Source organism: Mycolicibacterium komossense (assembly GCF_025822605.1).
GTDB lineage: Bacteria > Actinomycetota > Actinomycetes > Mycobacteriales > Mycobacteriaceae > Mycobacterium > Mycobacterium komossense.
In genome coordinates this window covers 315,341-327,621 of record NZ_JACKTY010000029.1, presented here as the reverse complement: position 1 = coordinate 327,621, position 12,281 = coordinate 315,341, and the positions used below count along the sequence as shown (strand labels likewise).

Genomic DNA, 12,281 nt, shown 5'->3' with positions numbered 1-12,281 from the left:
GGCAAACGTCAACAACTCGGACCGACGCGCTAGCTTCCGGTCTGATCCAGACCGTCCCAGCTGACCAGCGTCCAGCCGGTCGTGGGGTTTCCGCGGATCACCACCCGACCGACGTTGGGGAGCGGATGTGTGGTCAGCAGGCTGTCCTTGGGGTTCGTGACGTTCATGGCCGTCCACACCATGATCGCCGCGCCATGGGAGAAGGCGACGGGATTCTTGTCGCCGCTGTCGTAGATCTTCTGCACCGCCGCGGTGAAGTCGTTGTTGAACTGGTTACCGTTGATCGACTCGGGAATCGCCGCGTTGCGGTCGCCCTTGAGCCACGCCGACGGCGCGACAAAGTACGCGGCCATGGCGCCAGCGCCCGACTCTCCCTCGAACCGGCCCGCGGAGATCTCGTTGAGCCCCGGCAGCACCTGCACCTGCTTGCCGAGGTCCTTCGCCAGGGGAGCCGCAGTCTCCTGGGTGCGAACCATCGCCGAAGCGAAGACGCCGTCATAGTTCTTGCCGCGCAGATCATTTGCGACCTTCTGCGCTTGCTGTCCGCCCTCGGGGGTGAGGCCGGGGCCGGGCACCACGGTGTTGATGACACCGGCGGCATTGGCCTCGGACTCGGCGTGACGGATGAACGTCACCGTGATCGACGGGGGAGCGGCCGGCGTCGAACCGCACGCGGCGACCACCATCGCCACAGTTGCTGCCGCAGCGGCTTTGCCGAACACTCTTCGCGATACGTGTGGCATCTAGCTCCGTCTTTTCAGCCTGCCCAGATATCCCTCCTGGGTCACCGTACAGACCAGTGCGCCCGTGCGGTTGTAGATCGCGCCACAACCCAGACCTCGGCCCCCGATTGCACTGGGGGACTGCTGGTCATAGAGCAGCCAGTCAGAAAAATCGACCGGCCGGTGAAACCACATGGCGTGATCCAGCGACGCCATCGCATCCAGGGTTTGCCAGGTTTTGCCGACGCCGATCTGCACCGGGTCGAGGATCGACCAGTCACTGACGTAGGCCAGCAGGCAGTTCGCCAGCAACGGATCGTCGCGCACCTCGGCAGGTACCTCGCCGTCGGCGCGCAGCCACAGTCGGCAGACCGCTACCGCGGGCGGTTGCCCGTCGACCGAGATCCGTGGCGGCAGGTCGACATAGCGCATCTCGAACGCCTGATTGCGCACCAAAGTGCTGTACTCCTCGTCGGCGTACGGCTTCAACGCATCGGCGATCGGGATCAGCGTCTCCGGGGCCGGGACGTCGGGCATCGGGTGCTGATAGTCGTCGCCGTCGATCTTTTCGATGAACGAGATCATCGCTTCCATGATCAGCACGCCGGCCTGGCTGGTGGACACCCGGCGGGTGGAGAAGGTCCGCCCTTCTCGCAGCGTGGTCACGTCATACTGCAGTGGACTCGCCGGATTACCGGGCCGTAGGAACGCGACGTGCAGGCTGTGGATCTGCCGCGTCGGCGCGCTGCGCGCTGCCGCCATCATCGCCTGGGCGACGACCTGACCGCCGTACACCCGAACCCGATCACGACCGTCTGGTTGCCGTCCGAGGAACGAGCCACCCCCGACGTCCTCGATCGTGAACAACTCCAGGATGTCGGTCAACGTCTCAGCCACGACGTTCATGTAGCCATGGTCAGTCTTCGTCTGCTGAACCGGGTCTGCAATTATCGAGGTCATGCCCATCGATCCCACCGCCGTCGGCGCCACGGTTGACCCACACACCTTCTCCTGGACCGATCGCGACACCATGCTTTACGCCCTTGGCGTGGGTTGTGGCACCGCGGATCTGGCCTTCACCACGGAGAACAGCCACGACATCCCTCAGCAGGTGCTGCCGACCTACGCCGTCATCGCCTGTATGGGATTCCCGGCGCTCGCGAAGGTGGGTGACTTCAATTTCGGTCTGCTGCTGCACGGTTCGCAGGAGATCATCCTGCACAAACCGCTGTCGGCGACCGGGTCGCTGAGCGTCGCCTCGGAAGTCGCCGACATCCAGGACAAGGGCGAGGGCAAGAACGCCATCATCGTGCTCCGTGCCACCGGCACCGACTCGGTGACCTCTGAGCTGGTGGCCGAGACACTCTCGACCTTCGTCATCCGCAAGGCCGGCGGTTTCGGTGGCGTCCAGGGCGAGCGCGCGACAGCTCCTGAAATCCCCGACCGCACCGCCGATTCCCGGACCATCATGCCGACCCGGGAGGATCAGCCACTGATCTACCGGCTCTCCGGTGACCGCAATCCATTGCACAGCGATCCATGGTTTGCCCAGACTCTGGCGGGCTTCCCCAAACCGATCATGCGCGGCCTGTGCACCTATGGTTTCGCGGGACGCGCGCTGGTTGCCGACCTGGGGCAGGGTGACGCCTCGCGCGTCACCGGGATCAAAGCGCGCTTCACCTCGCCGGTGTTTCCCGGGGAAACCCTGACCACGTCGATCTGGCGGACGGAGCCCGGCCACGCAGTGTTCACCACCGAGGCTGCGGCGCCCGACGGCTCTGGGGCGCGGCTTGTCCTCGAAGACGGTGTCGCGACCTTCTCGGAGTAGCTGTGTGTGCCACGGATTCGATTGCGGCTGGTTGATTTCCGCGAACTGCCGGTGCACGGTCGCGCGCGTTGACAGGATGTCCGCAGACACATCCGTATAACGCGGTTCGGGAAAAGGTGGTTATCGCCGATGAGGCTCATAGTTGGCTACCTGGCCACCCCGAGTGGTGACGACGGACTGACCCTCGCGGTCCGGCTGGCCCGGACGCTGGAGGCGCGTATCGATCTGTGCATCGTGCTCCCGACCGATCGGCTCCTGCCCGATCTCGTCACCGTCGGCGGATACGAGCAGATCCTGTTCCAGCGGGCGCAGAAGTGGCTCGACGACGCGGCGGCGACCGTGCCCGAGGATATCGAGGTCGACACCCACATCAGCTTCAACGAGTCCTTTGCCGAGGGGCTGATCCAGCAGGCCGCGCGCCTGGAAGCCGACGCCATCGTCGTCGGGGCGGCCCACGATGGACTGATGGGCCGCTACACGATCGGCTCGGTCACCTCCGACCTGTTGTACTCCGCGCCGGTGCCGCTGGCGCTCGCTCCGCGCGGTACCCGGTATTCGAAGGTCGACCGGGTGCGTGAGGTCACCTGCGCGCTGGGCCGACGCAAAGGTGCTGACCTGTTGCTGGAGACGGCAGTAAGGGCCAGCGCGGCCGCGGGTACCCCGCTGCGGCTAGTATCGCTGGTGGCTCTCGACCCGATGTACGGATCACTACGCGGTGACAACGAATCGGTGCACGAACGTGCCATCAGACACGCCAACGAGACCCTAAATTCGGCCAAAGATGGCTTGCCGGAAGGATTCCCGGTGGAAGCCACTATCGTCGACGGGCCAACGGTCGAGGCCGCGGTCAACAAACTGGATTGGCACGACGGCGATATCATCATGGTCGGTTCCAGTCGGCTGGGTGCGCCACGGCGGTTGTTCCTGGGCTCGACGGCCGCGAAAATGCTGCGAGTTCTGGAAGTTCCGATGGTTGTGGTGCCGAGGGAACAGTTCAGCGACCAGGACCTGCCCTAGGACCGATTGTCAAGGGTCAGAACCGAACCCACAGAATGTCGTCGACAGTCCTGCGTGGTGTGACCGGTGCGCCCTGCTCCAGGGTGGGCACTCGCCCGACCCGGATCAGCAGTTGCGGCACGCCGGCGTGCCTGATCAGGCCGGCCAGCACCTTGCGCGCTGACGGGTCTTCGGTCAGATGGGTGATCGTGCAGGTGGCCAGGCCGGCCAACGTACATTCGAGGAGCACCTGCGACAGTGCCTCACCGCACTCCAGGGCGGCGGCGCGGGAGTCGTCCGGTGTCGAGAGGACAAGCACAGTGGACTCATCGTGGGTGATCGCCGCTCGCCGGTCCCCGGACGGGCCGACCGGGAAATGCCGGTTGATGTTCACCCGATCCGCTTCGGGTACCGACGGTAGTGCGGTGCGTGGAATCCCAGAATCCAACCCGAAAGGCGCTGTCCACCAATCGAGATCGGCGCCATAGTTGGTGTCGAACCGCCGGGCGGCCTCGCTGACGCGCGATGCCTCGACAAGGTCCTGCCGTTCCTTGTCGACCAGCACGTCGAGGCGCACCCTGGTGGTGGCAAGCGCTCGCCGCAGCACTGATTCGACGCGCCCGAAGTCGACGGGGGCGTGAAATGGCAGTCGGTCGGTGCGTCTGAGCACGATCGCGTCGGCGATGAGCTGCACGGAATCGGCTGGATAGTCCAGCGGACTGAAGGTCAGCGTGGCGAGGTGTTCGGGGTTGTCCGGGTTGGGGAACCGTTCGACGGTTGTGCGCCGACCCGCCGCGGCCATCGCCACCCGGACGTGATCGAGCATGGCGCCGCAGCTGATCAGCGCCTCCCGGCCGGCGGCGTCGGTGTGCCGCACGATGCGTCCGCGCGCGAGGTACAGCTGCAACTCGACACCGTCGGTGACCCATTGCCAAGGTTGGGTGTTGTGCAGCGACGGCGCCCGTGAGGCCAGGCCGATCGCGCTCCTGATGACATCGGTCTCCACCAAGTGTTGAGGCATCTCCACCACCGCTTCCGTCGCTCATCCTCATCGTCTCTGAGCGCAGGTGTCGCTACCAGTGCCGTTGGTCCCCGATGGCGGGGACGTAGGGCAGTCTTTGTTGAAGCGGCGGCCTCGTGGAATGCCATCGTGCAATGCCATCGTGCACTGCGGCGCCTGGTGGTTCCGGGGAAGTCACAGCGGACTTCGGGATTCGCCGTCCGCCATCAGTCCTTCACCAGCAGTGCGGAATTGCCGGATTGTTGTCACGATGGGCGGGTGTCAGCGCGCGTTGCCCAGTCTGCGCGCGGGTTCAGTCAGATCTTGGCGGTGCTCGCCGAACGCCGTTCGAACGAGATTGACAACCTGGGCGTCCTCGACGAGATAAACCTGACGCCTACCGTCCCGGCGGGCACGCACCACGCCGGCGAGCTTGAGCTTACTGAGATGCTGACTGACGGTAGCCATACTGTGGCCAGTAGCCTCGGCCAGGGTTCCGACGTCGTGCTCGCCGTCCGCGAGTAACCAGACTATGTGTAGCCGCGCGGTCGCCGACAGCAACCCGAACAGGTTGGCGGTGTCGTAGAGCTTCTCGGGTGATATCAACGCGGCCGGCGATGCCGGCGGCTGCTTGTTCACAGGGCTCCCTTCCGTGCGAAGCAATGTTGACTGACCGAAAACACTTGCGCAAGTGTTTGACTGTTGTTCCACGTTCGGATTTACTGGTGGCACTGTCTGGAAATCTGTCAGAAGGCGAGATTGGGGAGGTGGACGTCGACATGACGCGAGCGGCGCCTCTCCTTTCGGGCGGAAGTGCTTTCACAAAGCTGTTGAACTCCGGCACGGCTAGGCGAATTCGAGGAAATGGCAATGCGAATCGTGCGGTTCGGGATGGCGACCACGTCAGCGTTGGTGGTTGCGCTGATCGGGATGTTGTGGTGGAGCTCGCATCACGCCCTGGCCGGCATCACGATCTCGCATGCCTTGGGTATCGACTCCCCGCGGTCCGCGCCCGGCGAGATGAACATTCTTCTTATCGGGTTGGACTCGCGGAAGGATCAACAGGGCAACGACTTATCGCAGGCCATCTTGGATCAGCTCCACGCAGGTGACTCGGATGCGGGCGGCTACAACACCAACACCTTGATCCTCGCGCATATCAGTTCCGACAATCATGTGACCGCCTTTTCTATTCCGCGCGACGACTACGTGGCTGCTGACGGCATCGAGGGTTACGACCACATCAAGATCAAAGAGGCGTACGGGCTGGCCAAGGCGGCCGCTGAGCAGACGCTGGTTGACGAAGGGGTCGGTGATCAGGCGATCTTGGAAAGCAAAGGACGCGAGGCCGGCCGGGCGGCGACCCTGCGGGCGGTGCGTGACCTGACGGGCCAACCGATCGACAATTTTGCCGAGGTCAACCTCGCCGGTTTCTATGATTTGGCCTCTGCGTTGGGCTCGATCCAGGTGTGTTTGAACAATCCGGTGCAGGACGAGTACTCGGGTGCGGACTTTCCTGCGGGCCCCCAAACATTAGATGCTGCACAGGCATTGGCATTCGTCCGGCAACGGCACGGCCTGGACAACGGTGATCTCGATCGAACTCACCGCCAGCAGGCATTCCTCGTCTCGGTGATGCGGCAACTGCGGTCCGCCGACTCACTCGTTGATTTCACCAAGCTCAACAGTCTGATCGCCATCGTCCAGAAGGATGTCGTCCTGTCGACCGGCTGGGATCAGGACCGGTTCAGCCGCATCGGAGCCATCGATAGTCGGGATGTCCAATTTCAAACCCTGCCGGTAGTCCGTTATGACACCGTCAACGACGAGGACGTCAACATCGTCGACCCTGTGGCGATCAAGGCGCAGGTGGCGGCTGCGTTCAACGGAGGGCCGCCCGCCCGCCCGCCACAGTCGAGCAAGATTGACGTGATAAATGCCGGGGACACGGCCGGATTGGCGGGTTCGGTCTCGGAGTTCCTGACTCAACGCGGGTACGCCGCAGGAGACGTACGTAATCCCATTGCGGGTGAATCCACCGACACATCAGTTACTTTCGGTGCTGGAGCTGATGCGGACGCCGCCGCGGCCGCGAGCTTGCTGGGAATAGCTGCGGAACCGCGCGCAGACCCCGCGCTACAGGCCGGCCACGTGGTTGTCACCCTTGGTCACGACTTCGTGCTGCCACCTGCATTCGACCAGCCGGTCGACGCGCTCCATCAAATCGGTGACGCCAACTCCGATTCCGCGGACCCTTCGGTCGGCAGCCCGGATCAGGGTAAACCACTCGACGGCACGACTATCCCCTGCGTGGATTAGTCGGCTGTCACTCTACGAGGAGTTCAGATCCGAATGAGGTCTCGTGTGAAAGGTGGCGATCACCGAGCGCCCACCGGCCGGCGACGAACTCGTCCTTGACGGGGGGTCGGCTAATTAGCATGAGCTACAAGGTATTTGAGCGGAACCGATTACGTCATCAGGTCGATTGCCGCGGCGAGCAACAACACCGTGCCGACGAAGGTGGCGACCATCCACGCGACCATGTTGCGGTGCATCTCCAAAGCTGCTGTTGCGGCAATCACCGCGCAGACCATGCCGGCAATCAAGATGGCCACTGCGCCTCCACCGTGCGGAATCAGGCTGGCACCCAGCACTTCTGGCGCTGTGACAATTGATTGTTGGTCATCGGTTGTCGAGACGCGACATGCTGCCATATCGTCGCCTGCCGCGGCTTGGGAGCTTTCATATCGAGCACCTCGCAAGTTGATGGCGTGTCACGTTAGATAATCAAACACTTGCGCAAGTGTATACTACGTCCAGATCTCGCAATCCGTACGACAGGAGACCGCGTGATGAAGACGGTGACCCTGCCTTGCTGACGATGCCGGGCACCGTGCCGATCGCGCCGACATGCTTCGAGCGTCCGTCGATGTTCGTATTGGGGCTAGCCATGTCGACGTTTTCCATCGATATCGGGGCCGCCGCAGCATTCGCATTGACGATCAACCGACGGCCACCCGCCAGATGAACGTGCCGCTGCTGGGTCCATTGGCGATCTCGGGCTTCGTGCACACGGGACTCTTTCTCTATCTGGTCGTCGTGTTGGCGCTGGTCGCGTTCTACGTTCTCGTGCAGTTCTCTCGGCGTCGACGTCGGGCGTTGCGCTTTACCAATATGGAGCTGCTGGCCAGCATCGCGCCGGTACAACGCGCCGCTCGGTGGCGCCACCTGCCGGCGATTCTGTTGGTGCTCTCACTGGTCATGTTGACGGTCGCACTGGCGGGACCGACCCACAACGTGCGAAATCCGCTCCACCGTGCGGTGGTGATGTTGGTTATCGATGTGTCCGAATCGATGGTCTCGACCGATGTCAAGCCGACTCGACTGATCGCCGCCAAGGAGGCTGGTAAACAGTTCACTGACGAGCTGACGCCAGGGATAAGCATGGGGTTGGTTTCATTCGGCGGTACGGCGACGATGCTGCTGGCCCCGACGACCGACCGCTCCGCCATGAAGTCGGCGATCGACTCGCTACACGCCGAGGAGCGCACGGCGACAGGAGAAGGACTCTTCACGGCATTGCAAGCCATCGCCAGCTTCAGCGCTGTAACGGGCGGCGGCGACACCCCGGTTCCCGCGCACATCGTGCTGGAGTCCGACGGGGCAGAGAACGTGCCACCGGATCCGGACGCGCCCCGGGGCGCTTACACCGCGGCCCGTGCCGCCAAAGAGCAAGGGGTGTCCATCTCCACGATCTCGTTCGGTACCCCGGACGGGACCGTGCAGATCGACGGTGTTCAGGTAGCCGTCCCTGTCGACGACGTGACGCTACAGCGGATTACCGAGATCTCCGGTGGTGAGGCAATGCACGCCGGCAGTCTCGACGAGTTGAAGCGCGTCTACTCCAGCCTTCAGCAGCAGATCGGCTACGAGACTATCCATGGCGACGCCAGCGACACCTGGATACGACTCGGGGCCTTGGTAATGGTGGCTGCCATCTTCGCTTCGATTGTGACCAACCGCCGAGTTCCGGTGTGATCGTCAGTCCCTGACTCGATCGGCTTACTGGGCCTGCCGCATGGCCCTGCGCGGTTGTGGTCGCTGGGCTAGGCGGCGCCGCCCCTACCGGCGAGTTGCTGGATCGTCTGGATCTCGCTGTTGCGGTAGGGGCTGCCGTCGGGTTGCAGAAGGTCGCTGAACCACAACTTCGGGGCAGCGGTGTAGGGATGGTCCCAGGAATCCCATGGCAAGTAGGTCTGCGTTCTCCCCGCGACGAAGCCCCAGTTGTAGGCCGCCACGTTGTGTCGCTTGGCGATCGGCAGGATGCCCTCGACGGTGCTGCCCTTTGTCCGCGCCAGGTACTCGGTGCACAGGATCGGCCGGCCCAGGGCGGCGAGCGCGCCGATCCGTGTTTCGAAGTCGGCCGGTGGGGCGTAACTGTGGAAGGTGATCACGTCGGAACTGTTGAGTTGGGTACTGCTGATGGTGCCGCCGCCTGATGTGAGGTCGGCGTCTTCCTGCCAGACACCGCTAGTCAGTGGCTGGGCCGGGTCGACGGACCTCGCCCACTCGAAGACCTGTGGAAGCAGCGCTGCTACCACCTGCTGCTTGTCTTTACGTTCGAACTTGCGGTATTCGCGAGCCGGATTGTCCGGCTCGTTCCACACGTCCCAGCCCAGAACGCGGTCATCGGAACGAAATTGGCTGATCACTCCGGTGACGTAGTCATGCAGCACGGGCGCATAGCTGGGATCGTCAATGCGATCCGCGCCCGGACTCTGCACCCAGCCTGAGTTGTGCACCCCCGGCCACGGGGCGGTCTGAGGCCCCAACGCCGGATGCGGATTCCAGCACGAGTCGAACAGGACGAACAGGGGTTTGATACCGCGGCTCGCCGCAATGGTGACAAACTGCGCGAGACGGGCTTGGAAGCCGGCGTGATCCTGCGCCCACAACAGATCGTGCAGGAACACCCTGATGGAGTTGAATCCGATCTGCTGGGCAAGGCGCAACTCGGCGTCGATACGCTTCGGGTCGTAGGTAGTGGGTCCGAACATCTCTAGCTGGTTGATGGCGTTGGATGGGATGTAGTTGGCGCCGACCAGCCAGCCTTGCTGCTGGTACCAGGCGTTGGCACGCTCGGCTGACCAGCGGGACGGCGCGGCGGAGGCGCGCGGAACCGCCGTCAGTGCTGCTCCTGCTGCCAATAACAGCGGGAGCTTGAGGGCACTTCGCCGTGGCAGATAACAGCCCTCGTCACCTCCACTGTCATTTCCGTGGTCATCCGCGGCGCTGCGTATCGCCATGCCTTCCTTCGACATTCGAGTTGCTATTTGACGTCGACGTCAGGAAGACCGGCCACGCACGCGCCCCGGGTGATGCGGATCGATCTTCCCTATCTTTGTCTTACCGACACTGCAGCGATCGATAAAGGCGCCGATACGGGTTGACACCCAAAGGATTTCACTTCGTGACCAAATTCAGGGCGAGTGCATAGCCCACCCATAGCGTCGGTGATCGTTCCTGACGCGCGGGTCAATATGGCCGGATACAGCGCCGTGTTGGTGCACGCGACATTGTCAGTAGGTTTGACGCAGAGGCCGTGGGCGGGCCGTTCCGGCCGCGGTGAGATAGTGCTGGGCGTGGCGGCTGACGGGACGACCTGCGCCGTGAGGCTCGGAAAGGCTGAACAACGGATTTTCCATCGGGGGCCAGGCTGTCGCAGAATTCTGTGCCTTCAGTTCACCTAGTAAGCAAGGCTTTTCGGCAGCATGTCGACTTCGACGATGCAGTAATTCGATATGGCCGCGCCGATGATCAGTGCGGACTGGTGCATGGTGATGCTGGCCGACAAATTATCGTGGTGCACCGCCGCCACCAGCGCATCGAAACCAACCTCGGGGAGCCGGGCACACAGTCCCTTGCCGTATGCGGTGTTCGTCGCGGGACTGTCGGTAGGGGTACCCACCGACTGAATGGCTGCAATGTAAGCATCGTCGTCGCTGTCAGCGTGGGCCATTGGAGCAGCAGCACCCAAGGCCAGGACACACCCGGCCATAACTGACGACAGCTTCACATCGGCACAATAGCGACGTTCGACCGCGTGCGCAGGTATCGGCGCTTTTCCGCGGTCACGCCGTGATGACGCGGTCACGCCGTGATGACGCGAGCGGGCCGCCGGCATGTCAACGCTGGCCACCGCCCCGGCAGCGACCAGAGTCGCCGGGTTCGGCTATTGGCCGTTGGCGAACTGGATACCGAGGTTGACCTCGTTGATCGCTTGGTTGACCAAATTGATGGCGTTATCGCGATGGCCACCCTTATCCGGCTCGGCGACCTGCAGTTGCGACTGGGCGGTCTGCAAATCATGAAGTGCGTTCTCCATGTGCGGCTGATCGGCGATGGCGACGCCGGTCCCCACACCAATTCCGGTGAAGACCAATGCGCCAAGGGTTCCGATGACAAACATCCGGGGCTTAGACAGAGCCATGTCGTACTCCTCAATCGGGATAGCGAACACTACGAGAAACTAGCGGAACGATCCCTTTTGCGGGAGTGTTCCCGCGGCTCGATGTCGTGAATTCAGGTGGACGGTCGGGCTGATACTGCGCACGGTGTTCATCAGTACTCGCGGCTCTCTAATATCACCGGCCACCTCACGTTGCTTCGGCACCGCCAGGGCGGCCGCGCCGCTTCTGTCCCATTCGGACAGCGCGCACCGGACTGAGGAACACGCATCGGGAAATATCAGCGCCAAGCCGGCCGGGATGCGCCGCGATCATCGATCGGATGGTGGCGCTCCTCGCGCATCCATCGGGTGGAGCTTGTCGAGTTGCCCAGCCGACGGCAGCGCCGATGCGATGAGCAGGGCGAGCTTGTCCGCATCGGACGAGCCTGCATCGGCGTGGTAGACGATCAGGTGGACGCCGTCCGTCCCGCCGATAGCGAGGCGTTCGCGGTTGAGCTGAAGCTCGCCAACCTGAGGATGCTCGAACCGAGTCGGCGCCCCCTGCGGTGGTCTCACGTCGTGGCGCGACCACACCGACCGGAACCGCGGGCTGGCCAGCGACAGCTCGCCGACCAACTCGATAAAGCGTGCGTCCTCGATGTCTGAGCCGATCGAGTGTCGCAAGTTGGCGATCAAGCACGCGGTGATGCCGTCCCAGTCGGGGTACAACGCGATTTCGGCGGGATCGAGGAATATGTCGAGCATCTGGTTGCGTCCCAGCACAAGTCGAGGCGACAGCGCGGTGGCCGCGGCGTTACCGGCCAGGATGTCGAAGTAGCGTCCCTCGACGAAAGCAGGCTGGGCCAGTGTCGGCAACAGCTTCACGATCCCGCTGGGCACGGTCTCCTTGCGGGACCGCGGTTTTCTTCGAGGCTTCTCCGTCGCCAGGTCCAGTAGGTAGGACAAATTCTCGTCGTCGAGCTGCAGAACGCGGGCAAGCGATTGGAGCACCTGCACTGACGGGTTACGGTCGCGACCTCGCTCCAACCTCAGGTAGTAGTCAGCGCTGATGCCGGCGAGCAAGGCGACCTCCTCACGCCGCAGCCCGGCCACCCTGCGTCCGCGGTGCTGGGGGATGCCCGCCTGATCGGGTGTGACGAGGCTCCTCCGGGCGCGCAGATACTCACCGAGATGATTCTGCTTGTCGGCCACAGCACCAGGGTAGGCACTTGCCCCGTCCGCAAGGGGGGTCCTGCCACTCCCCGGATCGGCAGGGCACTGCCGAAC

13 protein-coding genes are annotated in these 12,281 nt (G+C 63.4%); 4 read left to right on the top strand and 9 right to left on the bottom strand.

Annotated features, from left to right (window positions below):
- Positions 1 to 29 precede the first annotated feature (29 nt).
- Together H7J73_RS15000 and H7J73_RS14995 are read right to left on the bottom strand one after the other, a co-directional pair.
- Positions 30 to 743, bottom strand: coding sequence for a histidine phosphatase family protein (locus H7J73_RS15000; RefSeq protein WP_264068249.1), 714 nt, complete (start codon positions 741 to 743; stop codon positions 30 to 32).
- Positions 744 to 1,628: an acyl-CoA thioesterase gene (locus H7J73_RS14995; protein WP_264068248.1), complete on the bottom strand. Its 885-nt coding sequence runs from the start codon at positions 1,626 to 1,628 to the stop codon at positions 744 to 746.
- 52 nt (positions 1,629 to 1,680) lie between these two features.
- On the opposite strand from H7J73_RS14995, the gene H7J73_RS14990 reads away from it, so the two are divergent.
- Positions 1,681 to 2,550: a MaoC/PaaZ C-terminal domain-containing protein gene (locus H7J73_RS14990; RefSeq protein ID WP_264068246.1), complete on the top strand. Its 870-nt coding sequence runs from the start codon at positions 1,681 to 1,683 to the stop codon at positions 2,548 to 2,550.
- A 129-nt stretch (positions 2,551 to 2,679) separates the two neighbouring features.
- Entirely contained in the window at positions 2,680 to 3,567 is an 888-nt protein-coding gene (locus H7J73_RS14985; protein WP_264068245.1) for a universal stress protein, read from the top strand.
- 16 nt (positions 3,568 to 3,583) lie between these two features.
- Here the strand turns inward: H7J73_RS14985 and H7J73_RS14980 are convergent, their stop codons facing one another.
- Positions 3,584 to 4,567, bottom strand: a complete 984-nt coding sequence (locus H7J73_RS14980; RefSeq protein ID WP_264068244.1) for an Acg family FMN-binding oxidoreductase — start codon at positions 4,565 to 4,567, stop codon at positions 3,584 to 3,586.
- Between the two features lie 261 nt (positions 4,568 to 4,828).
- A complete protein-coding gene (locus H7J73_RS14975; RefSeq protein WP_264068242.1) occupies positions 4,829 to 5,185 on the bottom strand; it encodes an ArsR/SmtB family transcription factor in 357 nt (118 codons plus the stop codon).
- 231 nt (positions 5,186 to 5,416) lie between these two features.
- On the opposite strand from H7J73_RS14975, the gene H7J73_RS14970 reads away from it, so the two are divergent.
- Positions 5,417 to 6,865 carry an LCP family protein gene (locus tag H7J73_RS14970; protein ID WP_264068240.1) on the top strand — a complete coding sequence of 483 codons (1,449 nt, stop codon included), beginning with the start codon at positions 5,417 to 5,419 and terminating at the stop codon, positions 6,863 to 6,865.
- A gap of 149 nt (positions 6,866 to 7,014) precedes the next feature.
- Here H7J73_RS14970 and H7J73_RS14965 read toward each other — a convergent pair whose 3' ends face one another.
- Entirely contained in the window at positions 7,015 to 7,161 is a 147-nt protein-coding gene (locus H7J73_RS14965; RefSeq protein ID WP_264068239.1) for a hypothetical protein, read from the bottom strand.
- Between the two features lie 409 nt (positions 7,162 to 7,570).
- Here H7J73_RS14965 and H7J73_RS14960 point away from each other — a divergent pair, with 409 nt between their 5' ends.
- Positions 7,571 to 8,584 (top strand): VWA domain-containing protein, encoded by a 1,014-nt coding sequence (locus H7J73_RS14960; protein ID WP_264068238.1) that lies wholly within the window; start codon positions 7,571 to 7,573, stop codon positions 8,582 to 8,584.
- 68 nt (positions 8,585 to 8,652) lie between these two features.
- Here the strand turns inward: H7J73_RS14960 and H7J73_RS14955 are convergent, their stop codons facing one another.
- The 4 genes from H7J73_RS14955 to H7J73_RS14940 all read right to left on the bottom strand — a co-directional run bounded on the left by H7J73_RS14955 (position 8,653) and on the right by H7J73_RS14940 (position 12,206).
- On the bottom strand, positions 8,653 to 9,789 hold the full coding sequence (locus H7J73_RS14955) for a glycoside hydrolase 5 family protein (protein ID WP_264068530.1): 1,137 nt from the start codon (positions 9,787 to 9,789) through the stop codon (positions 8,653 to 8,655).
- A gap of 503 nt (positions 9,790 to 10,292) precedes the next feature.
- Entirely contained in the window at positions 10,293 to 10,622 is a 330-nt protein-coding gene (locus H7J73_RS14950; protein ID WP_264068237.1) for a DUF732 domain-containing protein, read from the bottom strand.
- Between the two features lie 156 nt (positions 10,623 to 10,778).
- The gene (locus H7J73_RS14945) at positions 10,779 to 11,036 is read right to left on the bottom strand and encodes a hypothetical protein (RefSeq protein ID WP_264068236.1); all 258 of its coding nucleotides are present in this window, start codon (positions 11,034 to 11,036) and stop codon (positions 10,779 to 10,781) included.
- Between the two features lie 288 nt (positions 11,037 to 11,324).
- Positions 11,325 to 12,206 carry a helix-turn-helix domain-containing protein gene (locus H7J73_RS14940; protein ID WP_264068235.1) on the bottom strand — a complete coding sequence of 294 codons (882 nt, stop codon included), beginning with the start codon at positions 12,204 to 12,206 and terminating at the stop codon, positions 11,325 to 11,327.
- Positions 12,207 to 12,281: the final 75 nt, after the last annotated feature.